Genomic DNA, 23,718 nt, shown 5'->3' on the forward strand with positions numbered 1-23,718 from the left:
TCCACATAGGCCCATATCACCCGTGCCGGATGATCTTGTCCGATCAGGCTGTCGATATCGACCGCTCGCAGTTCGACCTGGTCGCGCACCGGCTCGCGCAGCCGCGGCGCACCGCGCCGCACTGCTTCGGCCCGTGGCTCCGCTTGCTCCGGCAGCTCTCCAAACAACTCGTCACCAGCCATCGTCCCCCTCCTGCAAATCAATCCGCGAAGAGAATCACAGCTGCCACGCGCCCGATATAAAAAGATTCACAGTCTCGTAGGGTGGGTTAGCGTCCGCCGAAGCTCGAAGAGCGAAGGCGGAGGCGTAACCCACCAATCGCTCTCGCCAAGGATGGTGGGTTACGCCTTGCACCTTCGCGTGTTGAAGCAGCGGAGGCCATGGCTCGGCTAACCCACCCTACCAACCGTCACCGCGCCGCCGACGCGCGGCCTTCGCCGTCGATCTGGCGGCCCATGATCGCGATCGCCTTCTGATAGACGCCGGCGGCATTCCAGGCTTCGATCGCCGCGAAGTTGGGTTCGCCGGGCTGGTAGCCGGCGCCGGCGCGCCAGCCGTGGGCCTTAAGGAAGTTGGCGGTCGAGTTGAGCGCGTTGGCGGCCACGTCGAGATTACCGGTGCCATAGGCCAGGATGTTCTTCGGCATGAATTGGGTCTGGCCGACCTCGCCATGCATGGATCCGCGTGTGCTGGCCGACAGCACGCCCCGGTCGACCAGCTTCAGCGCCGCGTAGAGCTGGTCGGTGAAGAACTCGGGTCGGCGGCAGTCATACGCAAGGGTGGCGATTGAGGACAGCATGTTCTGATTGCCACGCTGGCTTCCAAAGCCGGTCTCCATGCCCCAGATCGCGATCAGCGGCCCGGGTGGGACGCCGTAGTGCTGCTCGATCGAGGCGAACAGCGCTGCGTGGGACTGCTTGAGGGATCGTCCGCGCGCGACGATGGTCGAGGCGCCGCGCTTGGCGAGAAACTGGTCGAGCGACAGGCCAAAGCTGCGCTGGCCGCGATCGGCGGCGATGGTCGCGCTGGCATAGTGCGTCTGCATCAAGGCGGCGACACCGGCTTGTCCGATGCCCTTGCCACTCGCCTCGCGGGCGAATTCCGCCTTCCAGGCCTCGAAACCGCCGGGACCGTTACCGCATTGCGCCGCTTTCGCGCTTGTGCCGAAAGGCGCCAGCGTCGCAAAGGCGATGAGGGCGGCGGTTGCAAGTTTCCTGGTCATCTCGAACTCCGTTGGTCGGCAGACATGATTTAAGCATAAATTGGGTGGACGCATAAATCGCATAACAATCGGGCGAAATCCGCACCGGGGAGGAAATCATGAAAAGGCTTATCGCCGCGGCCGTGGCTGCTGGCCTCGCTCTCGAAATGGCACATGCTGCGCCATTGCCCGAAGCCAAGCCTGATGACGTCGGATTCTCGGAACAGGGTCTGGCCCGGCTGGATCATTTCTTCGCCCGCGAGATTGCGACGAAACGGGTGCCCGGCGCCGTGGTCGCGATCGCCCGGGACGGCAAGCTCGTGCACTACAAGGCCTATGGCCAGCTCGATCCGGTCAAGGGCACGCCGATGTCACTCGATGCCGTCTTCGCGCTGGCGTCCATGACCAAGCCGCTTGCGGCCGTTGCCGGGCTGACGCTGATGGAGCAGGGCCGCCTGCCGCTGCAGGCCAGGCTCGCGGACTACTATCCTGATTTCGCCGACATGAAGGTCGGCGTTCCGCAGGTCGACGGTTCGCTCAAGATGGACGCGCAGGCGTCGCCTATCACCATTCATGACCTGTATCGCCACACGTCCGGTCTCATGTACGGCGGACGGCCGGACAGCTCGAGCCCGCTCGCGCGCCTCTATCCTGACGGCACGGCGCCGGCAGTCGACGGCGATACGCAAGCGTTCATCGATCGCATCACCAAGCTGCCGCTGGTGCACCAGCCGGGCACGGAATTCGAATATGGCTTCTCGATCGACGTGCTGGGCGCGGTGATCGAAAAGGTCACCTCGCAGCGGCTCGGCGACTATCTGGCTGCGAATGTGTGGCAGCCGCTCGGCATGAAGGATGCCACGTTCCATCCGTCGGAGGGCCAGCGCGACCGTCTTGCCCGACCGTTTCCGAATGACCCGCTGACGGGCAAGCCGCAGAGCATCAGGCTGCTCGACACGCCGACGAAGTTCGACTGCGGCGGCGCCTGCGCGTTTGCGACCGTCGGCGACTATCTCCGCTTCGGCCAGATGCTGCTCAATGGTGGGGAGTTCGAGGGAAAACGCATTCTCGGGCCCAAGACGGTGCATCACATGACCTCCAACCACCTCGGGCCCGAGATCAAGAACAACGTCGCGAACGTGGAGCCGCATCGCGGCGGCTTCACTTTCGGTCTCGGGGTGGCGGTGCGAACGAGCGAATGTCTGTCAGCGGTCCCCGGCAACCCCGGCGAGTTCACCTGGAACGGCGCCTACGGCACGCAGTTCTTCTGCGACCCGAAGGAGCGCCTGGTCGTGGTCGTCGGAACGGCGGCGCCGGGCGAGCTCCGAAAGTATTACCGCGAGCAGGTCCAGGACATCGTCTACGGCGCCATGGTGCGGTGAGGCGCGCCGGCGGTTGCGCCTCCGTCATTCCGGGGCGCGCCGGCCGGTCATTCCGGGGCGCGCGCAGCGCGAACTATGATGTGCAATTGCACATCAGAGAATCCATCACGCCGCGTGCGCAGGTGGAGAAATGGATTCCGGGCTCGTCCTTCGGACGCCCCGGAATGACAGGGGACGCATTTGCGCAATCCTCTCCTCCGTCATGGCCGGGCTTGACCCGGCCATCCACGTTGTCCCGGGCATGACGACGTCGTATCATTCGCGCGATTTTCCTTAGGCCAATCAACGTGATTTGCCCTGTCCACCCTTCGCGCGAAAAACAATCCGCTTCCGTCGTCGGGCAAATCAGTGATTTAACTCCGCGCGTCTCACGGCGAATGAGGGGCGGGTCGCGATCGTCACGAACGTTGCGGTGAGATGCGGTGGACGCAGGTATTGCGAGAGACGAACGCAACACCAGCGGACGGCGAAGTCGTGTGGTCCTGGCGCCCCGACGCTGGCGCTAAGCTCGCGAGCAGCAAGAGCTGCCGCGGACGACGGTGGCAAGAAAGCCCGGTCACCGGGGAGAGCGCGAAGGAAGCCGTAACACCATCGCGCAGGGAAAGCCGGAATGCTTCGGTTGAACCTGTGGTCCTACCCCCGTGCTTTTGTTGCACGGGACCCGCGGGTGCAACCGGCACCCGGCTTTCCCTGCGCCCTCTTCAATGAGAGGGCGGAAAGTGACGCAAAGCTCGGGCAGTTCGTGCCGCGAGAACGCAGACTCACATCCTCACGCTGTTTGAAATTTGAATCAGAACCCATCCCCGTCATCGCGAGCGCAGCGAAGCAATCCATACCTCCGCGCGTGGAGAGGTGGATTGCTTCGCTGTGCTCGCAATGACGGCGTCGTCCTGGCGAAGGCCAGGACCCATAACCACAGGCCGTTGTCGTGTGCTCCACTGCAACCGCTTGCTCCCGCCACAACAACTTCCTGTGGCTATGGATCCCTGCCTTCGCGGGGACGACACCGTGCGAGCATCGGGAGAATCGTAGGATGGGTAGAGCGAAGCGAAAGCCATCATTCGGGCGGCTTGCTCCATCGCGATGGGTTTCGCTGCGCTCTATCCATCCTACGGACTGCTCCACCACAGCTTCGCGTGGTAATGCTTGGCTCCATTCCGCGCGGGTCGGTGTTGCCGGGCCCGGCTGATGTGCTATCTCCAGTGGTGTTCGAATCTTCGCCCCTACCATAGTGCGGGCTCAGTAATGCGTAGTTGGTTTCCTCGAAGGCAAGGACTCGGCTCGTGTTACGGATGCGGTACGTGGTGGCGGTCGGCGTGCTCATGGCGCTGAACGGAACGGATGCTTTTTCTGCGGACATTGTGCGGCCGGTCGTGAAGGCGCCGCCACTGCCGTGGACCTGGAGCGGCTTCTATATCGGCGGACATTTTGGCGGAGGCTCCGGCATCACCCATCTCGGTGATCCCTACGGTCCGTCGATCTATGGCGACGATATCCGCACGCCGAAGGCCCTCATCGGCGGCCAGCTTGGCTACAACTGGCAGCAGGCCGGATCGCCATGGGTGTTCGGCCTCGAAGCCGATGTCTCCGCCGTCGATGCCGACGGCACCAACACCTGTCTCGCCTATTCCGGCCTGTTCGTCTCGGCGAACTGTCGTATCCGGCAGGATGTGATGGGCACGATCACCGGGCGGGTCGGCCAGGCCTTCGGACCGGCCGGTCACTCGCTGGCCTATGTGAAAGGCGGCGCCGCGTTTCTGTCGAGCCGTTTCTCGATGACGACCAACGCTCTCGATTTCTTCGAGCGGCCGGAAGCTTCGGTGAACTCCAACGCCGTGCAGTGGGGATGGACAATCGGGCTCGGTGTCGAACACGCTCTGGCACCGGCTTGGTCGATGAAGCTGGAATACGACTATGCCAATTTCGGAAGCCGCGACATCGCGACGCCACTTGGCGGTCTTCAGACGGCGCCGCTCGATCCAGCCAGCCTGGTCGAAACCACTGGTCTGCCGACGGGAGTCCGGCAGGACAGCCATGTCGTCAAGCTCGGCGTGAACTATCGCCCTGGTGTTGACGCATCGCGCGGCTGGGACAATCGGCCCGCCGCTTTGCTGACGGCGACGCCGTCGGTCTCCGGGTGGTCGGCGGAAGTCGGCGCGCGTTACTGGTACAGCAGCGGTCGCTATCAGAACGATCTCGGTATGAGCACAGATCAGCCGCTGCAGAACGCGCTGATTTCACGGCTCACCTATGAGACCACAGGACACTCCGGCGAGGTGTTCGGCCGGGTCGACAGTCCGGCCAGGGTGTTCCTGAAAGGCTTTGCCGGCGGTGGCGGGCTGACATCTGGCCACATGAACGATGAGGATTGGCTACCAACCTATCGCAACACGGCCATGGCCTACTCGAACACAGACCAGGGCAGGGTCGAGGGCACGATTGCCTATGCCACGCTGGACGTTGGATACACCCTGCTGGAAACGCCGGGCGCGAAATTCGGGGCGTTCGCAGGCTATGCTTTCTATCGCGACCGCAAGGACTCCTATGGATGCGCCCAGATTGCGTATCCCGGCGGCGGCGTGATTTGCGCCGTTCCCTCGCCGACCACCGGGATCACCATCTCGCAGTCCGAAGACTGGCACTCTCTGCGCATCGGTGTGAACGGGATCGTCACGATTGCGCCCGGACTCAAGCTCACGGCCGACGCGGCCTATTTGCCCTACGTTTCCGTTTCCGGTCTCGATACGCATTACTTGCGTTCCGACGAGCCGTCGCCCCATTCCCCGGCCAACGGCACCGGGCGCGGCATGCAGCTCGAAGCCGTGCTGACCTATGACGTGACCGAGCGCTTCAGTGTCGGCGTCGGCGGCCGCTTCTGGTCGATGTGGGCGACCGATGTTTTCACGAGGGGATTCGGCAGTCCGTTTCCGACATCGACCCTCCCGATCCGCGCCGAACGCTTCGGCACGTTCCTTCAGACGTCCTACAAATTCGATGCAGTGAATTAGGAGTATCGAGAAGAACCGTGGCGCTCTCTCAATTCCCGTAAAGATAGTTCGGCAGCCACAAGGTCAGGCCGGGCCAGATATACATCAGCACCATGCAGACGATGACGATCAGCATGTAGGGCATCATGCCGGCAAAGATCTGGTTCAGCGTGACGTGCTTTGGCGCCACGCCCTTCAGATAGAAGGCCGACATCGCCACCGGCGGCGACAGGAACGCCGCCTGCAGGTTCACGAAGACCAGGACGCCCCACAGGATCGGATCGATGTTGAAGTGCTTCAGCATCGGCAGGAAGATCGGCACGAAGATCACGATGATCTCGGTCCATTCCAGCGGCCAACCCAGAATGAAGATGATCGCCTGCGACAGGATCATGAACTGGACCGGCGACATGTTGAGCGACAGCACCCAGCTCTCCAGCAGCGCCTGGCCGCCGAGGATCGCGAACACCGCCGAGAACAGCGCCGAGCCGACGAACAGCCAGCACACCATCGAGGTGGTCTTGGCGGTCAGGAACACCGCTTCCTTGGTGCGCTTCCAGTCCAGCGTCCGCGCCTGGAAGGCGAGCAGGAAGGCGCCGGCCGCACCGACTGCTGCCGATTCGGTCGCGGTCGTGATGCCGAACAGGATCACGCCCAGCACCACCACCGTGAGGATGCCGAGCGGCATCACCGAGGTGATGAGCAGCCGCAGCACCTCGAACTGCTCGGCCTCCATGGTCCAGTAATAGTAGAGAAGCAGCAGGCCGCAGATGCCGGCGACGAACGCGAAATAAGTATAGAACTCCGGCGGCGGTCCGAGCTCCGCCGGCGCCGCGATGGTTTTGCCTCGCAGCTCGGCACTGCCCATCTCCTGCAGCATTTCCGGCTCGTTCTTCGTGGTGGCCTCCGACCGGCTCGCGCCGCCCCCGCCGAGCTCCTCGAGTTTCTCTTCCGCGCTTTCTTCCGCGGGCTGGGCGCCTGCACCAAGCGGCTGAAGCGTTTCCTGGGTTCGCTGCTGCTGCGCGGCAGCCGGGAGCTGCGGCGCAAGATCCGGCTGCTGGTGAATCACGACGTACCACCAGGCGGCCCACAGGGTCGCCAGCGTCAGCATCAGCGGCACGAGGGCGTGGGCGAGGCTCGTCAGCAGCATCGAATAGGTGACGCGGGTGCCGTCCACGCCGGCGTTGACGGCCCTTGCGGGCATCAGCATTGCCGCAAGCAGCGCGGGCAGCATCTTGCGCGAATAGGACTGCTGCAGCTTGGCGATCCAGGGTCGCACCGGAACTTTGGTCTCGCTCTCGGGAAGCTTCGGGGCAATCTTCGGGTTCAACAGTGCCCAGCCGACGACATAGATCAGATAGAGGAAGGCGAGGAAGAAGCCGGGAAACATCGCCGCGGCGTAGAGCTTCACCACCGACTGCCCGGCCACTGCCGCGTAGACGATGATCATCACCGATGGCGGGATCAGGATGCCGAGCGTGCCGCCGGCGGTGATGACGCCGGACGCGAGCTTGACGTCGTAGCCGGCCTTCAGCATCGGGTTGAAGGCGATGACGCCCATCAGCACGACGACCGCGCCGACCAGGCCCGAGGCGATGCCCCAGAACGTGCAGACGATCAGCGTCGCCACCGCGAGCGAAGCGGGCAGGCGGCGGAACGCGAGCTGGATCGAATAGAACATCTTGTCGACCAGCGCGCCGCGCTCCATCACGTAGCCCATCAGCACGAACAGCGGGATCGAGATCAGGACGTCGTTGGTCATCGCGCCATAGGTGCGCTGGACCATCAGGTCGAAGATGTGATTGTCGCCCCAGGCCTCGCCGCCCCGGTGATAGGCGAAGAAGCCGAAGAACATGCCGAGGCCCATCAGCGTGAACGCGGTCGGGAAGCCCATCATGATGACGATCACGATGAGGACGAGCATCAACAGCCCGAGTGCCGGATCGCTCATCGTTGCAGGTCTCCGCCCATGCCGCGCTGCCGCGCGCTCTCCTCGATGTCCTGCGCATGCGCGATCGCGGCCTTGCGCGATTCCTCATCGACATATTCGCTGTGCGCGAGCTGCTCCTCGACGACGTCGATCTCGCTGACGTCACGGAGCCGGTCAGGCCAGGCGCCGGTCCTGAGGCACATGATGCAGCGCGCGATCTCAGCCGCGCCCTGCAGCAGCACCAAGGCTCCGGCCAGCGGGATCATGAACTTGAAGTGGTAGACCGGCGGGCCGTCGGCGGTCACGTTGGAATGCTCGTTGATGCGCCAGGAATCGACCGCATAATCCCAGCCGGCATAAACTAGCGCCGCGATGCCCGGCAGGAAGAACGCGAAATACAGCACGAGGTCGAGCGAGGCCTGCAGGCGCGGCCGCATCGAGCTGTAGAGGAAATCGCCGCGGACATGGGCGTTCTGCGCCAGCGTGTAGGCGCCCGCGAGCATGAACAGGGTGCCGTACAGCATATTGGAGGCGTCGAAGATCCACGCCGTCGGCATGTTGAGGATGTAGCGCTTGAAGACCTCGGCGCAGACAAGGCCCATCAGCCCGACAACCAGCCACGCCGCGGCCTTGCCGGTCCAGGTGCTGATGCCGTCGATCATGTACAGGAAACGCTGTGCGCTCATCTGCGTTCGCTACCGGCCGTTCCGGAAGTATCGGGTTGGTGTAGAGACAGCGGAAGCGCCATCCGGGGTTCGCTGTCCCCGGATGACGCTTTCGGTCGTGCGCAGCGCCCGTCAGGTCTTTTTCTTGGCGTTCGGGCCAAAATAGTGGTTGTAGGCCATACGGCGGTTGACGACCGTGTCGTTCTCCCACTGCGTCGCGCGCTTGGCGAAGGCGAGCTGGGATTCGACGATCTCCTTGAACAGCGGGTTCTCGGCCGACTTCTTCTCAACCACCTGGTCGTAGATCTCGAGCTGCTTCTGCAGGATCGAATCCGGCGTCTTGTAGAACTTGACCTTGTCCTTGGTCTGCATCTCCTCGTAGTCCTTCGAGTAGCGGTCGATCGCCTTCCAGCTCATGTCCTGGCTGGCCGCTTCGACGGCGTTGGAGATGATGGCCTTCATCTTGTCCGGCAGGGCATCGTACTTGGTCTTGTTGAACATGATCTCGAACTGCTCGGCATTCTGATGGTAGCTCTGCAGCATGCAGATCTTGGAGACGTCGGTGAAGCCGAGCACGCGGTCGGAAGTCGCGTTGTTGAACTCGGCAGCGTCGAGCAGGCCACGGTCCATCGCCGAGACGATCTCGCCGCCTGGCAGCGCGTTGACGGCGGCGCCGAGGCCAGTGAAGACGTCGATGGAAATGCCGACGGTGCGGAATTTCAGGCCCTGGAAATCATCCACCTTGGACATCGGCTTCTTGAACCAGCCGAGCGGCTGGGTCGGCATCGGCCCATAGGGGAAGGAGACGACATTGGCACCGATCGAGGCGTAGAGCTTGGCGAGCAGCTCCTTGCCGCCGCCATATTTGTGCCAGGCCAGCAGCATGTTGGCATCCATCGCGTAGCCCGGACCGGAGCCCCACAGCGCCAGCGCGGTCTGCTTGCCGTAGTGATAGACCAAGACGCCATGGCCGCCATCGAGCGTCCCCTTCGAGACGGCGTCGAGCAGGCCGAAGGCCGGCACCACGGCGCCGGCGGGAAGCACCTCGATCTTGAGGTCGCCGCCGGTCATGTCGTTGACCTTCTTGGCGTAGTCGAGCGCGTATTCGTGGAAAATATCCTTGGCCGGCCAGGTGCTTTGCCAGCGCATGTTGATCGGGCCCTGCGCGCTGACGATGGTGGGCGCTGCAACGCTTGCTGCGGCGCCCGCGGCCGCAACCTTCAGGAAGCGGCGGCGACTGGACGTACTGCCTTTATTGGATTTGGTCATGGTTTCCTCCCTGCCCTTATGATTGGCGGTCCTTTAGGATCCGCTCTTTTTTAGGAAGGAAGACAAAGGCGTGCGCAGGAGTTTGGCAAGAACGTTCCCGATGATGCGACGCTAGGACGCGGGCCGCGAGCAACAAGCTCGCGACTGCGAGTTCGGATTTATTCCCGGCAGGAGAAGAAAAAGCTCTGGTAACAAGCCGCAGGGCTGGAGGCTCTATTAGACTTTCAGTGTAGTCGACTTCGCCCCAGCAACTCGCGATCGGGTTACCGGTCCGAGGGTTCGTCGTCGCGTCGTCGCGGCTGTGGCAGGCTGAACCCGTGATAGAGCGCCAAGACGCGAAGCAGCACACAGAGTGCCGTGCCGGGCAGCAGGGTGGCCGCGACCGGCATGCCCAGCGCGTGTCCGACCGTGACGACCGCGCTGCCCGCGAGGGCGGCCATGGCGTAGAACTCGGAATAGAGGACGATGGGCATCCGCACGGAGAGCAGGTCACGCACCATTCCGCCGCCGATCCCCGTCACCATGCCGAGGATCGTGGCCATGACAGGGGGAATGCCGTATTCGAGGGCTTTCTGTGTGCCGGTCGTTGCGAAGATGCCAAGGCCCGCCGCATCGAACAGTTCGACCGGAAAGCGCAGGCGATCGATCACCGCCGAGAACCAGAAGGCGAACAGGCCGCCGGCGGCGGAAATGGCGAGTGCATGCCAATTCGTCACGGAGGCAGGTGGAGTCGCGCCGATCAGGAGATCACGGAGATCGCCGCCGGCAACTGCGGTCACGAAGGCTAGCACGAGAACGCCGAAAATATCCATGCGTTGCCGGACGCCCGCGGCGGCGCCGCTGAGCGCAAACACCAGCGTTCCCAGGAGATTGAGGGCTTGGACCAGCGTCGCGCTTTCCATCGAGGCTCACGCTCTTACCTCGGCATCTCTGAGCCAAAGGCCGGCCGTCGTCAACATCGCCTCGATCCCCGCTCGCAGGGCCGGGTGAATCACTGGTCTCAAATTCGGCGCAAGATTGCCATGCTCACTGGCGGAGAAGCACAACAGCGTCCTGCGGCAGCAGAGCGCCTCGAAGAACCACGGCGTCGCGGCCGCAATCGGATCGCTCTCCGGCATCGTGAGCAGCGTCGGGCAGCGGATGAGGTCCGCGTGCCCGAGTCGGAAGCGGCCTCGGGTGTCGTCGGCGCCGCCCGTGAAGGTTGTCTGCGGCTTATTTCAATCTTCAGCGCGGCTAGGACCGCTCCGCCGTCCGCGCCCGCCGCCCCTCGATCGGATAGGCCGGATCGTTGTAGCCGGGCGTGGAAGCATGCCCGCTCACGACGAGCCGGTCGATCAGCGCCTCGTCTTCGGCGGTGAAGCGATAGTCGAGCGCGCGGACGTAATCGTCCCATTGCGCTTCCGTGCGCGGACCGGCAATCACGGCGGAGATGAGGGATGAATTCAGCACCCAGGCGACCGCGAACTGCGCGGCGGTGATGCCGCGTGCTTCCGCATATTGCTTGATCTCTTGCGCGAGCCTCAAGGATTCCGGCCGCCACTCGGTCTGCATCATGCGCTTGTCGTTGCGGCCGGCACGGGTGTCCTTGTCGGGGGTGGCATCAGCGCGATATTTGCCGGTCAGGACGCCGCGGGCGAGCGGGCTATAGGGTACCACCCCAAGGCCATAATAGCCGCAGGCCGGCAGGTGCTCGACCTCGGGCATGCGGTTCATCGCGTTGTAATAGGGCTGGCTCACGATCGGGCGGTCGAGGCCGAGCCGGTCGCAGATGTTACAGATCTCGGCAACGCGCCAGGCGCGATAGTTCGAGACGCCGAAGTAGCGCACCTTGCCCTGCCTGATCAGGTCGCCGATCGCGCGCACGGTCTCCTCCAGCGGCGTCGTGTGGTCTTCCTTGTGCAGGTAGTAGATGTCGATGTAATCGGTGCCGAGCCGCTTCAGGCTCGCCTCCGCCGCCTGCAGCACCCAGCGTCGCGACAGCCCGCCGAAATTCGGATCGTCGCCGATCTGATTGGCGAGCTTGGTGGCGAGGACCCAGTTCTGCCTGTTGTTGGATATCGCGCGGCCCACCACCTGCTCGGAGTTTCCACCATTATAGGCATCCGCGGTGTCGATGAAGTTGACGCCGGCCTCGCGCGCCTTTGCGATGATCCGCGCCGACGTCGCCTCGTCGGTCGGGCCGCCGAACATCATGGTGCCCAGGCAGATCGGCGAGATCTTCAGGCCGCTGCGGCCGAGTTGACGGTACTGCATCGTCTGCTCCTCCGAACCCGGATGTTAAGCCTACTCGCTCTTCAATATCTTGAACACGCCGTTCGCCATGGCGATGCAGCGTTTGTCGACGGTCACTTCGGTGGTGATAAAGATCAGGCTCCTGGTCGAGCGCACCACACGCGGCTTCGAGATCAAGGTTTCGCCGATCTTGCCGGCCTCCACAAAGTGCGTATCAAGCTGCACGGTCGCAAGCGCCGGCTTGCCCGAGACATAGCGGGCGGTCATGCCGCAGGTGCGGTCCGCGAAGGTCATGATCACGCCGCCTTGCACCAGGCCGCGGCGATTGTGATGTTTGTCCTCGGTGATCAATGCATATTCATGCTCGTCGCCGACGAGACGCTGCCACAGCGGGCCGACCAGATGCAGGAAACCGGATGTTTCGACGATCTTCCAGCCGTCGGATTTGAGCTTTTCCGCGGCATGTTTCGTCATGTGATGCTTTCCGTCCGGCGAGGCATGATATCAGGTCATTTCATCGAACGCGGGACTGTTGTAGTCAAGATCAATGGCCCGTTCATTTGATGATGCCACCCGGCGGAATATCGCAGAGCTCTGTACGGCGTTCAGGCGCCTGCCGGACGATTCTGCGCCGCTGCTCAAACGCGCGGCGGTCGCGATCGCACTCACGAGCGGCGAGGGCGAGAAGACCGCATTCCTGCTCACCCGCCGTGCGGCCAGCTTGCGCAGCCACAGCGCGCAATGGGCGCTGCCCGGCGGACGCTGCGATTCCGGCGAGACACAGGCGGAAGCGGCACTGCGCGAACTGCACGAAGAGCTCGGGCTGCGCGTCAATGATGGCGACGTGCTCGGCGTGCTCGACGACTATCCGACCCGCTCGGGCTATCTGATCACTCCGGTGGTAGTGTGGGTCTCGACACGGGCGCCGATCATGCCCAACCCGGACGAGGTAGCTTCCGTCCATCGCATCACGCTTGAATCGATCGAGGCGGAGGATGCGTTCAGCTTCACCACCATTCCCGAGAGTGTCAGGCGCGTGATCCGCTTCCGCCACGCCGGCCAGCACATCCACGCGCCGACGGCTGCCTTGATCTATCAGTTCCGCGAAGTGCTGGCCGGCCGCGACACCCGCGTCGCCGATCTCGAGCAGCCGGTCTTCGCCTGGAAGTAGGGAGCCGCACGCGCAACTCTATCTGCTCACCCTGAGGAGACCGCGCAGCGGTCGTCTCGAAGGGCGAGGCCGCCGGCAGGGCCTCATGGTTCGAGGCGCGCTACGCGCTCCTCACCATGAGGGTCTGGCAGCGGTGTCAATCACGTCATTGCCGATGTGTAGTCCGAAGTCCGGTTGCTGATGCCAAGCATTTGGGTGACAATGCCACCATAACAACAAACATCGGGGGAGGCGTTCGGGCATGCTGTCCTGGAAGAAGCGACTTTACACTGCCATCGCCGCGCTCGCTGTCGGCGCAGCATCGCATCCCGCGCAGGCCCAGGATTATCCGAACCGGCCGATCACGCTCGTCATCCCCTTCGCGCCCGGCGGCAGCACGTCCATCGTCGGCCGCGGCATTGCCGAGAAGATGAGTGAATTGCTCGGCGAGAAGATCGTGATCGACAACCGCCCCGGCGCCGGCGGCACGGTCGGCACCAAGGCGGTCGCCAAGAGCGATCCTGATGGTTACACGCTGGTGCTCGGCTATACGGGGACACTCGCGATCGGCCCGTCGCTCTACAAGAAGGCGGGCTACGATCCGCGCAAGGATTTCGCGCCGATCGGCATGATCGGCAATGCGCCGAATTCGCTGGTCGTGCATCCGTCGTTTCCGGCCAAGAGCGTCGCCGAGCTGATCGCCTATGCCAAACAAAATCCGGGCAAGGTCAGTTTCGGTTCGGCCGGCGCCGGCACAGCAAGCCACATCACTGGCGAATATTTCGCGCGCAGTGCCGGCATCTCGCTCGTGCATGTTCCCTACAAGGGAACGGGCCCTGCGCTGGTCGACCTCATCGGCGGGCACATCCCGATGGCATTTGCGCCGATCCCTGCCTCTCACGCCAACGTCAGCGGCGGAACGCTGCGCGCACTCGCGGTGACCAGCGTGACCCGCTCCGGTCTCCTGCCCGACGTGCCGACGATCGCCGAGGCCGGTGTTCCCGGATTCGACGCTTCGCTCTATTATGGCCTTGCGGCACCGGCCGGCACGCCGCGGCCGATCGTCGACAAGCTCAACAAGGTGCTGCGCGATGCGCTCGCCTCCGAGGAGGTGAAGCGGCAATTGGGCTCTGACGGCACCGAGATCACGCCGGGCTCGCCCGAGGATTACGCCGAGTTCATCGACAAGGACGAGAAGAAGTGGGCGCAGCTCGTGAAGGCCAGCGGCGTCGAGCCGGAGTGAGAAGCACTTGTTCTGGGCCATGGCGGGGCGTTTGGTCGCTTTTGAGTGATTCAATTCGAGGCTGACATCGCGCGCGTCCTTGCTACAAGAGAGCATGCGCCCGCCATTGATTCGCTGTTTCCCCGGATTGGTCGCGCTCGCGCTGTTCGCGGGCGCGCCGGAGGCCGTGGCGGTCGAGGCTGCCACCCTTTCTGCATCCACCGCGGATGCGATGGCGCAGGCCGCAACGCCGCAGGCGATCGCCGAATATCGCCGCAAGCTGCGCGAATATCAGGAAGCGCGCGCTGCCTTCGATGAGGAGGCGGGCGCCTATTGGAGTGCGATTTCCGAGAAACGGCGCACCCGCAACGCCAAACGGCGCGAGCGACAGCCCATCACGCTCGATGATTATGTGCTCGACCAGCCGCCGCTCTATACCGGGCCGAAACGGCCGGTGAATCCGGAACCTGAAGAAGAGGAACCGTCGCGTCCACGCAGGACCATTCCTCTCGTCGCCGATTTCCTGAAGGCCGCCGCCGAGCAGTTTCAGTTCACGCCAGAGCGGCCGGCCACCGAGATCGAGTTCAAGCGCGCCTACGCCCGCTACGCGCTCGCGGCCGGCTTGACGCGCGAGCAGGCGGTGCGGGTCTATTCCTTCGAGACCGGCGGCACCGGCAATCACGATATGCAGTCGGGCTACCGCGGTCCGGGCACAAAGGCGATCTCGACCGCAATCGGCTACAATCAGTTGCTCACCACCAACACCGTCGAGTTGATCGCCCAGCAGGGCCCTGAGTTCATCAAGGTGCTGACTCAAAAGGCCGCTACGCTGTCCGGTCCCGCACGCAAGGCGATGGATCACAAGCTCGCGGTGCTGAAGAAGATGGTGGCATTCGCACGCACGGTGCCAGACGACTGGTCGGCGCATGAGCGGCTCGCGAGCACGCCGCAGGGCTGGGCGGTCCATTCCATGGTGCTCGATATCGACGTCGGCCCGATGCTGCAGACCCACAAGCTGCTGACGTCAGTCATCTTCGCGCGGAACAAGGGCTACACCCGACCGCTGAGCGCGGCCGAACTCGAGATGATGAACCTCACCGGAGACGGCACCGGCTACGACATGGTCACGATGCCGCAAGCGATGCGCGAGAGGGTGCCGACGTCGAACTTCTTCCAGCGCGGCGGCTACGAACGCAACCCGGTCGCGATCCGCCACAACACGGTGGCAAAGCTGCTCGCAGTCACCGACGAACGGATGGATTTCAACAGCAACAAGCCCGGCGCCAAGGAACTGGCGTCAGTGTTTTAGTGGCCCGCGGGCCGCAGGGTGGGCAAAGCGAAGCGTGCCCACCTTTCTTGCACCGACCGTGGATGGTGGGCACGCTGCGCTTTGCCCACCCTACAGGTTACAGCGGCATCGTCGCCTAATTCGATCCGAACATGAACTTGCCGTCGCCCTCGAGATAGGGGCCGGAGCGCATGTAGAGCTGGCCGTTCTGGCCGACGAAGAACAGCGTGCCTCTCGGCACCTTCTTGGCGCCTTTGAGCAGCAGCCCGGCATTGTTGGTCCCCATCTTGTAGGCGAGGGTCGAGCCGTCCTTGCCATAGGCGTAGCCCATGTCGGACTTCAGCTCCCAGGGTGCGGGCGATGCATCCTGTGCGAGTGCGGGAGCCGCCAGCGTCGTCAGTGCCGCTGCCGTCAAAAAAGCCGTTATCAAAAAGCTCTTGGCCTGAAATCGAGTCATGATCATCCTCCCCAGTCATCGCTGCCGAAACCGGCGCCCTGTCTTGAACAAATCACGAACGTCGTTATTCCGTCAATACGACGGAAGTCGTCGTGCGGCATCACGTGCAACCTGCGGGTTTGTGATTTCCTGCTTCGCGACTATGTTGCCGTTTCCATCTACAAACGCATGATTGCGAAAAGTTTGATAGGGATGATTCGAATGACCCCCGGCATGAATATCGGTTTCGGTATTGCGCTCTCGCTCATGACGATGGCCACCGCGGCTTATGCCGACGAATTCAAGCTCTCCAACAACCAGCGCATCGCCTGCAGCCGTGGATTGTCCGCCGGCAAGCTTAACACGGCGACCTGCAAGTCCTACGCCTATCTGTTCAACACCAAGACCTCGGAATATTTTCGCTGCCAGGTCTCGCTGGCGCTGACGCGCGACAACAAGGAGGTTATCAACGTGCAGGCCGATGGCGGCTGCACCAAGCGGCCGCGCATCTTCGACACCGATGGCAACTATTCCTTCGATGCCACTGAAACCGAGCCGCCGAACACCAACTCGTTCTTCGGTCCCGGCGGCTATTCGGTCTGGGCCAGTGATAACAACGTGCAGAAGGTGCGAGGCTGCATCACCATCTCTTCCGGCCTCGGCTCGGACATCTCGAAATGCATCGACATGACGTTCCAGTGAACGTCACGATTTCGATTCAGCGCTCGCAGCCGGCGACGGCCGCGAGCGGGCGAACTTCTTCACCCCCATCGGCTTGCCGAACAGATAGCCCTGCACCAGGTCGAAGCCGACCGCATGGGCGGTGAGAAAGTCGGCGCGGGTCTCGACGCCCTGGGCGAGCGCCCGCGCGCCGTGGTCGTGGGCGAGCTCGACGACATGTTTGCACACGGTCTGCTTCAGCCGGTCGTCGGCGGCGCCGGTGACGAATTGATGATCGATCTTCAGTTCGACGAAGGGGAAGTTCTTTAGCCCCATCAGCGATGGCCACTCCGTGCCGACCTGGTCGACCGATATCGCGATGTTGTGGAACCGCACCTGCCGCGCGACCTCGATCACGAGGTCCAGGTTCTCGATCACCTCGGCGCTTCCGATCTCGAGCAGGAGGCCGCCGAACGCGGGATGCTGCGGCACGCGGCGGCATAATTCGCGCACGGCTTGCGGATCGCTCAGGAACGATACCGGCAGGTTGATCGAGAGATCCACCGGTCCTTTCTGCTCCAAGAGATAGTGCCAGTCCTCGATGGCGCGACCGACCACGAATTCGGACAGCGCATGGAAATGCGGATCGCTTTCATCGGGAATGAAATAGGCCGGCGGCACCACACCCCACGCCGGATGCCGCATCCTGACGAGAGCCTCCGCGCCCGCGGGCACCAGCGTGCGCAGGTTGATCCTCTGCTGGTACCACAATTCGAGCCAGCCGGCCTTGAGCGCCTCTGCCACGTCGACCGCGGGGCTCGGCGCGGGCTCCTGCGGCAGCAGCATCGCAACGCTGTCGCGCAGCGTTCCGGCGCCGAACGGCGTCGCCAGCGGCGGCAGCATGGCTACGCCGTATTCTTCGCCAATTTGCCTGACCGCTTTTACCATAATCGACTCGGGCGGGCCGATGACGAGAACCTTGCCGGCGAAATTCTTCCTGACCAGAACCTCCAGAATCCTGCCGACCTCGATCCCGTTGACGGAGACACCGAGCACAAGCAGGTCAGGCCGATGCGCGTCCAGCGCGCCATCCAGTTCGGTGGCCTCGCCGCACTCCGACGTGATGAAGCCGAGATCCTCGAGAGCATCGGAAAGAAAGGTACGAAGGTGCTTCTTGCTATCCGCGACGCAAGCCCGCGGCGTCAATTTGCGATGACCGAACCAGCCGGGTCGTGCGTATTCCTTGGGGTTGATTTGATTCATGCCCGCCCTTTCCCGTGATGTCGATTTGACTCGTACATCTCCGTGGCGGCCTTAATCGGGAAATTTGAGGACCCTCCTTTCAAATCCCCATGAATGCTTAGGTAGGGTTAAAGAGACAAATAAAGCTAAAATTGTAATGAATAATCGAAGCAGATCAGCGCATCGGCGGCCTCAAATGCCGTGCTCCGACGCCATTCGGTCCGAACTGCTCGCAAGCGATTGCAATGGTGCGCCGCCGCGTCGTTTCGCGGCGGCAGCACGCGTTAATGTCTGTGGTTGTTTATCGTTGTCGCCGTGATCGATTCCCGTTTTGAGAATAGCGTTCACGTGATCGATGCCGCTACCGATCGTTCTTTGTTTGAGCATGATCTTTTCGGAAAAACCGGTCTCCACTTTTCCGGATCATGCTCTAGTGCCCCATGCGCGCCGAAGCCGGGTGACCCGGCACCTTGAAGCGTTTTCCGGTGTCGCTGACCTTCCCACCATCGACTTTCAGGATCGAGAAATCCTGGGTCAGGTAATTTCCGGCCAGCAGGTACTTGCCGTCCGGCGTGAACACGACGGCTTCGGGCAAGCCACCGACCTCGATGTCCTGAGTCTTGGTCACCTTCTTGCCGTCGATCTTCAGCACCGTGAGGCTGCCGTTCTTCTGATGGTAGTATGCATTCTTCATGTTGGAGCCGCGCAAAATGGCGGCGACAGCGAGATCTCCCTTCGGCGAAATCGCAAAGCCCTCGGGGCCGTCGCCGACCACCACACGATCGATGATGCGCGGCGGACTGCCTTCGAGATCGATCACGCTCGTGGTGTCGACGCTGCCGTCGGATGAGCCGGCGCCGCCATTGTCGGCCGTCAGTGCGAGTTTGCCGTTCGGTGTCACCGCGACATTGTATGGCCATTGGCCCGTCGGCAGATCAACCTTGTTGTAGGTCACCTTGTCTCCGGCGATATCGAGCACCGAGACCTTGTGCGCGGGGAAGCGGACAGCAAGCGCCCGCTTGCCGTCCGGCGTGAACGCCACATGGGCGACGCTGTCGGGCAACGCAATCGTGTCGGTGACCTTGACGTCAGTCCCATTGATCGAGAGCACGCTAACGGAATTGTCGCCGCGATTGGCGACCAACGCCATCTTGCCGTCCGGACTGATGCTGAGCCCGGACGGCTGCTTGCCGACGGTCACGGTTGCTGCCAGCTTCGGCGGGTTGGCCTTGAGATCGATGACATAGACCTTGTTGTCCGGCACCTGCTTCAGCGCATCGCCGTCCTTCACATCGACTGAATCGGCGACGAGAGCGATCGAGCCGGTCGGGTCGATGTCGAGATTGACCGGCGGTCCCACCACCGAATTCTTCAGCGGCAGTGAGGCGACGGTCTTGGGATTTTCGGGATTGGCGAGGTCGAGGATGAGAACCTGGTCCTTGCCGGGCGCCGACAGGATCGGTTTTCCATCGTCATCCCATAACACCTTCTCGTCGAGCCCGACGATCATGAAAGGTTTCGCATGGACAGGATTGAACGTGAGATTGCAGAGCAGGACTGCGGCTCCCAAAGATAGTCCGACGGCGCGGTAAGCAGGCATTGGCGTTTCTCCCGGTTGCGCCGGCCACTGGCGGGCCGGTTTCGCGCAGGGAAAATTAAGCAGGGAATACGATCCTTGCCAATGACTGAACTGCCATCGTCACTCCGGCTTGATGCCCGCGAATTCGGCGACCTTGCCCCATTTCTCGGTCTCCGCCAGCACGTAAGCCTGCATGTCCTGGGCCGAACCGCCGACGGGGTCGGCGCCGAGCTTGCGCAGGCGTGCAATCCCGTCCTCGGTCTTGAGGAATTTGTCGACGCTCGCGTTGAGGCGGACGATGATCTCCTTCGGCGTTTTCGCAGGAGCCGCGATCGTGAACCAGGAGGCGGCGTCATAGCCGGGCACGCCCGCCTCCGAGATCGTCGGAAGGTCGGGCAATAGCGGCCAGCGCTTGGAAGTGGACACCGCAAGCGGACGGATCTGTCCGGCTTCGGCGAAGGGCTGCGCGGCGGGGAGGTTGTCGATCATCAGATGCACGCGGCCGGCGATCAGGTCGGTCAATGCCGGCGCGCTGCCCTTGTAGGGCACATGCGTGATCTCGACCCCGGTCATCGAGCGGAACAGCTCGGTCGAGACATGCGCGGTGCTGCCGAGCCCAGGCGTGCCGTAGAACAATTCGCCACGCTTCGACTTGGCGTAGTCGATCAGTTCGGCGACCGACTTCACCGGCAGCGAGTTGGTGACCGAGCAGAGATTGGGCACCCGCGCGATGATGATGACCGGCGCGATATCCTTCGGCGGATCGAACGGCATGTTGCTGAACACGAACGGATTGATCGCATGCGTGCCGGGCGTGCCCACGAGGAACGTGTAACCGTCGGGATCGGCCTTGGCGACAGCGTCGGCCGCGATATTGCCGCCGGCGCCGGTCTTGTTCTCGACGATGAACTGTTGGCCGAATTCCTCGGAGACCTTGGCCGCGACCACGCGGGCCAGGATGTCGGTGGTGCCGCCGGCGGCAAACGGCACCAGGAGCTTGACCGGCCGCGTCGGCCATTCGGCGGCGCGCGCCAGCCGCGGCAGCATTGATGCGCCGGCAAGCGCGGCGGTGCCTCGCAGCAGCGAGCGGCGGCTAAGATTTGACGAAGCGACGGTAGAAGAAGGCATTTGGAGGTCCTTGAGCGATGCGGAAGGATAGGCGCCGAAAAATCGAGCGGCGCACGATGGCGCCGCTCAGCCGGTGGTCAGGAATTGTGGTTGAGGCGTGTCATAGCGTTTTCGAGCGAAGTGGATACCGGTTCGCGTGAAGAAAACGCGTCAAAACAAAAGAGCTAGCCGTCGATGCCCTTTTCCTTGAAATACTTCAATGCGCCCGGATGGAACGGGATCGGGGAGCGATCCTGGCGCTGGTTGTCGAGCGAGAAGCTCTCGGCTTCCTTGTGCACGGCGACGATGTCGGCCTTCTTTTCCACCAGCGTCTTGACGATCGTATAAGCATCGTCGTTGCTCATCTTGTCCCCGGTGACAACCAGGTTCCAGACCTCGGTGATGGAATTGTCCTTGTCGTAGCCCGGATACGAGCCTGCCTTGATCTTGCTGGCGGAGTAGAGCTTGCCGTATTTGGCGTTCATCTTCTCGGCCAGGTCGCCATGATCGATCAACTTCATCTTGACGCCGGGGGTCGCCGCGAGGTCGGTCACCGCCGCGGTCGGGATGCCCCCGACCCAGAAGAATGCATCGATCTTGCCGTCCTTGATGGCGTTGACGGATTCGGCAACGCCGAGCCGCTCGCGCTTCATGTCCTTGTCCTTGTCGAGGCCGGCGGCTTCGATGACGCGGAATGCCATCACTTCGGTGGCGCTGCCGGGCGAACCCGTCGAAACGCGCTTGCCCTTGAAGTCCGCCATGGTCCGGATGCCGGTGCCCTCGACGGTCACCACATGCATGCGGTTCGGATAAACGACGAGGAGGGCCTGCAGCGGTACCTTGTTGTTCTTGAACTTGTCCTGGCCCTGCAGCGCGTCGAGCGCGGCATCGGCCATGGTGAAGCCCATTTCGCTCTGCCCGGTGCCGATCAGCTTGAGATTGTCGACCGAGCCGCCGGTGACCTCGGCGGTGGCCTGCACGTTGGGAAGATTCTTCGAGAGAACGTTGGCGATCGCGCCGCCGAGCGGATAGTAGACGCCGCCGGTGCCGCCGGTGCCGATCGACATGATCTTCTGCTGCGCATGAACGATGCCGGCAAAGGCGAGACCGGCCGAGATCGTCACAGCCAGCATCGCCACGGTCTTTTTCAGTTTCTTCATCCTGTCACTCCCTCATTAAATCGTAAGCGCCGGTTCCTTCGGCGTCGGTGTTCTCGCCTGCCACAGCAGCACGCCGAGGCCAATGATCAGGCCCGGCACGTAGGTGTAGCTGATATCGCGGCCGATCATCCATTCGACGATCGCCTCGATCAAACTCGGAAACACCAATAGCAATCCGGATAGCAGAAGCAGGCCGCGTTCGATCGGCGTAGTTTGTCGCAGGGCCCAGTTCTGGGCAAACGCGGCCAGCGCCAGCAGTCCGATGGTCGCCTTGAGCGTGATTTCGAGGATATCGACCCACGAGCCGCCTTTGGGGATCGCCAGCAGGAGGCCGACGCCCTGCGGGTCGAGCACGAACACGAACGGCACCAGGAAGGCCGGCAGCGTGTATTTCCACGATTGCAGCGTCGTGCGGTAGGGATCGCCGCCGGTGATGGCGGCAGCCGCAAACGGCGACAGCGCTGTCGGCGGCGACACCTCCGACAGCACGGCGTAATAGAAGATGAACATGTGTGCGGCGTAATCGGGCACGCCGAGCTTGATCAGCGCCGGCGCTGCGATCACGGCGCAGATGATGTAGGAGGCGGTCACCGGCACCGCGAGACCGATGATCCAGACGATCAGCGAAGTGTAGATCGCGGTCAGTAGTAAGCTGCCGCCGGCATAGCTGATCACGATCGACGAGAATTTCAGGCCGAGGCCCGTCAGCGTCACGATGCCGACGACGATGCCGGCGCATGCACAGGTGGTCGCGGCATTGAGCGCGCCGATCGAGCCGTCGGCCAGCGCCTTCACCAGCTTCGAGGGCACCAACGCCGTTTCCTTCCGCAGGAAGCTCAACGCGAAGGTGACCACAACGGCATAGAACACCGACAGTGACGGCGAGTAGCCGATGATCATGAACACGACCACGGCGGCCAATGAGACGAAGTGAAAGCCGTAGCGCTTGGTCATCTGGCCGAGCGTCATCTCCGGCTTGAAGTTGACGTCCTTGGCGCCGAATTTGCGGGCATCCAGTTCGACCATGAACAGCAGCGACATGTAATAGAGGCAGGTCGGGATGGTCGCCATCCAGATCACGTCGAGATAGCTGATCTTGAGAAATTCGGCGATCAGGAACGCGGCCGCGCCCAGCACCGGCGGCGACAGGATCGCGCCGAGGCCACCGGCCGCCAGCAATCCGCCGGCGGCGTTTTTCTCAAAACCCGCTTTGGCCAGCATCGGATAGGCCACAGTGCCGATCATCACGGTGGTGGCAACGCCCGAACCTGAGGGGCCGCCGAGCAGGAACGACGACAGCACGACCGTCCGTCCTGCGCTGTTCGGCTTGCCGCCCATCAGCGCCAGCGAGAAGTCGATGAAGAACTTCCCGGCGCCGGATTGCTGCAGGAATGCGCCGTAGATCGTGAACAGGATGATCAGGGTAGCCGACACATCGACGGCGACGCCGAAAATGCCTTCCAGCGTGATGAAGAGATGGCCGACCAGGCGGGACAGGTCGTAGCCGCGGTGGGTCCACGGCGCTGGCAGGTGCGGACCGAGCATCGCATAGGCGATGAAGAACAGCGACACCACGGGCATGATGGGTCCGGTGGTGCGCCGCGTCGCCTCGAGCAGCAGCACGATGAAGACAATGCCGACGATGACATCCAGGTGGTCGGGCGTGGTGGCGCGGTCGGTGAAATCCTCGCCGCCCCACAGCGCATAGACGATGGTTGCGACCGCAACGATGCCCGGCACGATGTCCCACCAGCGGACGCGGTTGCGAAACCGCGTGGCGAGCGGAAACAAGAGGAAGCTCAGCACCAGCGTGAAGGCGACATGGGTATAGCGGAGTTCCTGGGTCGGAACGATCGCGTAGGCCGCATAGAGGTGGAACAGGCTCATGACCACCGCGATCGTGGTCGAAATGCGTCCTGCCCATCCCATCAGGCGGTTGGTCGCGCCTTCCTCGGCCTCTACGAAGGTTTCCGCTTTCTGCAGCGCCTCCTCGGAGATGGCGACGACTTCGTCATTGGACGACGATTTGCCTGACGGTCGGCCTTCTGTGGTCATGCTTCCCCCAGTACGCTCTCTCTAACCCGGCTGGACGGCCGGGTCTTGGGCCGCGCATTCATGCTGGTTTGGGGCAAACGTTGCAAGGGGCATCGCGCCTGCGACTTTCGGATGATGCATGCGGAGTGTGCATCGGGCACATCAGCCGGACCG

The 23,718-nt window shown here is 62.9% G+C and carries 20 protein-coding genes and 1 pseudogene; 6 read left to right on the plus strand and 15 right to left on the minus strand.

The window, feature by feature from the left end; translation table 11 throughout:
- A pseudogene (locus YY7_RS54495) lies at positions 1-182 on the minus strand (IS5/IS1182 family transposase); the annotation flags it as partial.
- A 227-nt stretch (positions 183-409) separates the two neighbouring features.
- The gene (locus YY7_RS0140995) at positions 410-1,222 is read right to left on the minus strand and encodes a lytic murein transglycosylase (RefSeq protein WP_028168223.1); all 813 of its coding nucleotides are present in this window, start codon (positions 1,220-1,222) and stop codon (positions 410-412) included.
- 98 nt (positions 1,223-1,320) lie between these two features.
- Between YY7_RS0140995 and YY7_RS0141000 the strand changes: the two genes are divergently transcribed.
- Positions 1,321-2,583: a serine hydrolase domain-containing protein gene (locus tag YY7_RS0141000; protein WP_028168224.1), complete on the plus strand. Its 1,263-nt coding sequence runs from the start codon at positions 1,321-1,323 to the stop codon at positions 2,581-2,583.
- A gap of 1,292 nt (positions 2,584-3,875) precedes the next feature.
- Positions 3,876-5,591, plus strand: coding sequence for an outer membrane beta-barrel protein (locus YY7_RS0141005; protein ID WP_028168225.1), 1,716 nt, complete (start codon positions 3,876-3,878; stop codon positions 5,589-5,591).
- A gap of 28 nt (positions 5,592-5,619) precedes the next feature.
- Here YY7_RS0141005 and YY7_RS0141010 read toward each other — a convergent pair whose 3' ends face one another.
- From YY7_RS0141010 to YY7_RS0141040, 6 genes are all read right to left on the minus strand, one after another.
- Positions 5,620-7,521 (minus strand): TRAP transporter large permease, encoded by a 1,902-nt coding sequence (locus tag YY7_RS0141010; protein ID WP_028168226.1) that lies wholly within the window; start codon positions 7,519-7,521, stop codon positions 5,620-5,622.
- Positions 7,518-8,186, minus strand: a complete 669-nt coding sequence (locus YY7_RS0141015; protein ID WP_028168227.1) for a TRAP transporter small permease subunit — start codon at positions 8,184-8,186, stop codon at positions 7,518-7,520. The genes YY7_RS0141010 and YY7_RS0141015 overlap by 4 nt, the downstream gene beginning before the upstream one ends.
- A gap of 111 nt (positions 8,187-8,297) precedes the next feature.
- Positions 8,298-9,434 carry a TRAP transporter substrate-binding protein gene (locus YY7_RS0141020; RefSeq protein WP_028168228.1) on the minus strand — a complete coding sequence of 379 codons (1,137 nt, stop codon included), beginning with the start codon at positions 9,432-9,434 and terminating at the stop codon, positions 8,298-8,300.
- A gap of 263 nt (positions 9,435-9,697) precedes the next feature.
- Entirely contained in the window at positions 9,698-10,336 is a 639-nt protein-coding gene (locus tag YY7_RS0141025) for a trimeric intracellular cation channel family protein (protein WP_028168229.1), read from the minus strand.
- Positions 10,337-10,667: 331 nt separating this feature from the next.
- Complete coding sequence (locus YY7_RS0141035) at positions 10,668-11,687, minus strand: aldo/keto reductase (RefSeq protein WP_028168231.1); 1,020 nt, start codon at positions 11,685-11,687, stop codon at positions 10,668-10,670.
- Between the two features lie 30 nt (positions 11,688-11,717).
- Positions 11,718-12,140 (minus strand): PaaI family thioesterase, encoded by a 423-nt coding sequence (locus YY7_RS0141040; RefSeq protein ID WP_028168232.1) that lies wholly within the window; start codon positions 12,138-12,140, stop codon positions 11,718-11,720.
- 73 nt (positions 12,141-12,213) lie between these two features.
- Here YY7_RS0141040 and YY7_RS0141045 point away from each other — a divergent pair, with 73 nt between their 5' ends.
- From YY7_RS0141045 to YY7_RS0141055, 3 genes are all read left to right on the plus strand, one after another.
- Positions 12,214-12,837 (plus strand): NUDIX hydrolase, encoded by a 624-nt coding sequence (locus tag YY7_RS0141045; protein WP_028168233.1) that lies wholly within the window; start codon positions 12,214-12,216, stop codon positions 12,835-12,837.
- Between the two features lie 241 nt (positions 12,838-13,078).
- Positions 13,079-14,059 carry a Bug family tripartite tricarboxylate transporter substrate binding protein gene (locus tag YY7_RS0141050; protein WP_028168234.1) on the plus strand — a complete coding sequence of 327 codons (981 nt, stop codon included), beginning with the start codon at positions 13,079-13,081 and terminating at the stop codon, positions 14,057-14,059.
- Between the two features lie 94 nt (positions 14,060-14,153).
- Positions 14,154-15,347 (plus strand): hypothetical protein, encoded by a 1,194-nt coding sequence (locus tag YY7_RS0141055; RefSeq protein ID WP_028168235.1) that lies wholly within the window; start codon positions 14,154-14,156, stop codon positions 15,345-15,347.
- A 115-nt stretch (positions 15,348-15,462) separates the two neighbouring features.
- Here the strand turns inward: YY7_RS0141055 and YY7_RS0141060 are convergent, their stop codons facing one another.
- Entirely contained in the window at positions 15,463-15,783 is a 321-nt protein-coding gene (locus YY7_RS0141060; RefSeq protein WP_028168236.1) for a hypothetical protein, read from the minus strand.
- Positions 15,784-15,984: 201 nt separating this feature from the next.
- Between YY7_RS0141060 and YY7_RS0141065 the strand changes: the two genes are divergently transcribed.
- Positions 15,985-16,464: a hypothetical protein gene (locus YY7_RS0141065; RefSeq protein WP_028168237.1), complete on the plus strand. Its 480-nt coding sequence runs from the start codon at positions 15,985-15,987 to the stop codon at positions 16,462-16,464.
- Between the two features lie 3 nt (positions 16,465-16,467).
- Here the strand turns inward: YY7_RS0141065 and YY7_RS0141070 are convergent, their stop codons facing one another.
- The 6 genes from YY7_RS0141070 to YY7_RS0141090 all read right to left on the minus strand — a co-directional run bounded on the left by YY7_RS0141070 (position 16,468) and on the right by YY7_RS0141090 (position 23,565).
- A complete protein-coding gene (locus YY7_RS0141070) occupies positions 16,468-17,685 on the minus strand; it encodes an EAL domain-containing response regulator (protein WP_051397189.1) in 1,218 nt (405 codons plus the stop codon).
- A 171-nt stretch (positions 17,686-17,856) separates the two neighbouring features.
- Entirely contained in the window at positions 17,857-18,078 is a 222-nt protein-coding gene (locus YY7_RS61120; RefSeq protein ID WP_155255532.1) for a hypothetical protein, read from the minus strand.
- A gap of 16 nt (positions 18,079-18,094) precedes the next feature.
- Complete coding sequence (locus YY7_RS0141075; RefSeq protein WP_035692302.1) at positions 18,095-19,264, minus strand: YncE family protein; 1,170 nt, start codon at positions 19,262-19,264, stop codon at positions 18,095-18,097.
- Positions 19,265-19,363: 99 nt separating this feature from the next.
- Positions 19,364-20,371 (minus strand): Bug family tripartite tricarboxylate transporter substrate binding protein, encoded by a 1,008-nt coding sequence (locus YY7_RS0141080; RefSeq protein WP_028168240.1) that lies wholly within the window; start codon positions 20,369-20,371, stop codon positions 19,364-19,366.
- A 164-nt stretch (positions 20,372-20,535) separates the two neighbouring features.
- Positions 20,536-21,510: a TAXI family TRAP transporter solute-binding subunit gene (locus YY7_RS0141085; RefSeq protein ID WP_028168241.1), complete on the minus strand. Its 975-nt coding sequence runs from the start codon at positions 21,508-21,510 to the stop codon at positions 20,536-20,538.
- A gap of 15 nt (positions 21,511-21,525) precedes the next feature.
- Positions 21,526-23,565: a TRAP transporter permease gene (locus tag YY7_RS0141090; RefSeq protein ID WP_028168242.1), complete on the minus strand. Its 2,040-nt coding sequence runs from the start codon at positions 23,563-23,565 to the stop codon at positions 21,526-21,528.
- Positions 23,566-23,718: the final 153 nt, after the last annotated feature.

Origin of the sequence: Bradyrhizobium elkanii WSM2783, from assembly GCF_000472865.1 — a bacterium.
GTDB lineage: Bacteria > Pseudomonadota > Alphaproteobacteria > Rhizobiales > Xanthobacteraceae > Bradyrhizobium > Bradyrhizobium elkanii_A.

Bases quoted from the DNA above. Each gene is read 5' to 3' on its own strand.
- YY7_RS0141015 (WP_028168227.1), bottom strand. From the start codon at position 8,186: ATGAGCGCACAGCGTTTCCTGTACATGATCGACGGCATCAGCACCTGG.
- YY7_RS0141035 (WP_028168231.1), bottom strand. From the start codon at position 11,687: ATGCAGTACCGTCAACTCGGCCGCAGCGGCCTGAAGATCTCGCCGATC.
- YY7_RS0141005 (WP_028168225.1), top strand. From the start codon at position 3,876: ATGCGGTACGTGGTGGCGGTCGGCGTGCTCATGGCGCTGAACGGAACG.
- YY7_RS0141010 (WP_028168226.1), bottom strand. From the start codon at position 7,521: ATGAGCGATCCGGCACTCGGGCTGTTGATGCTCGTCCTCATCGTGATC.
- YY7_RS0140995 (WP_028168223.1), bottom strand. From the start codon at position 1,222: ATGACCAGGAAACTTGCAACCGCCGCCCTCATCGCCTTTGCGACGCTG.
- YY7_RS0141075 (WP_035692302.1), bottom strand. From the start codon at position 19,264: ATGCCTGCTTACCGCGCCGTCGGACTATCTTTGGGAGCCGCAGTCCTG.
- YY7_RS0141065 (WP_028168237.1), top strand. From the start codon at position 15,985: ATGACCCCCGGCATGAATATCGGTTTCGGTATTGCGCTCTCGCTCATG.
- YY7_RS0141050 (WP_028168234.1), top strand. From the start codon at position 13,079: ATGCTGTCCTGGAAGAAGCGACTTTACACTGCCATCGCCGCGCTCGCT.
- YY7_RS0141055 (WP_028168235.1), top strand. From the start codon at position 14,154: ATGCGCCCGCCATTGATTCGCTGTTTCCCCGGATTGGTCGCGCTCGCG.
- YY7_RS0141040 (WP_028168232.1), bottom strand. From the start codon at position 12,140: ATGACGAAACATGCCGCGGAAAAGCTCAAATCCGACGGCTGGAAGATC.
- YY7_RS0141070 (WP_051397189.1), bottom strand. From the start codon at position 17,685: ATGAATCAAATCAACCCCAAGGAATACGCACGACCCGGCTGGTTCGGT.
- YY7_RS0141020 (WP_028168228.1), bottom strand. From the start codon at position 9,434: ATGACCAAATCCAATAAAGGCAGTACGTCCAGTCGCCGCCGCTTCCTG.
- YY7_RS0141080 (WP_028168240.1), bottom strand. From the start codon at position 20,371: ATGCCTTCTTCTACCGTCGCTTCGTCAAATCTTAGCCGCCGCTCGCTG.
- YY7_RS0141090 (WP_028168242.1), bottom strand. From the start codon at position 23,565: ATGACCACAGAAGGCCGACCGTCAGGCAAATCGTCGTCCAATGACGAA.
- YY7_RS0141085 (WP_028168241.1), bottom strand. From the start codon at position 21,510: ATGAAGAAACTGAAAAAGACCGTGGCGATGCTGGCTGTGACGATCTCG.
- YY7_RS0141025 (WP_028168229.1), bottom strand. From the start codon at position 10,336: ATGGAAAGCGCGACGCTGGTCCAAGCCCTCAATCTCCTGGGAACGCTG.
- YY7_RS0141060 (WP_028168236.1), bottom strand. From the start codon at position 15,783: ATGACTCGATTTCAGGCCAAGAGCTTTTTGATAACGGCTTTTTTGACG.
- YY7_RS0141000 (WP_028168224.1), top strand. From the start codon at position 1,321: ATGAAAAGGCTTATCGCCGCGGCCGTGGCTGCTGGCCTCGCTCTCGAA.
- YY7_RS0141045 (WP_028168233.1), top strand. From the start codon at position 12,214: ATGGCCCGTTCATTTGATGATGCCACCCGGCGGAATATCGCAGAGCTC.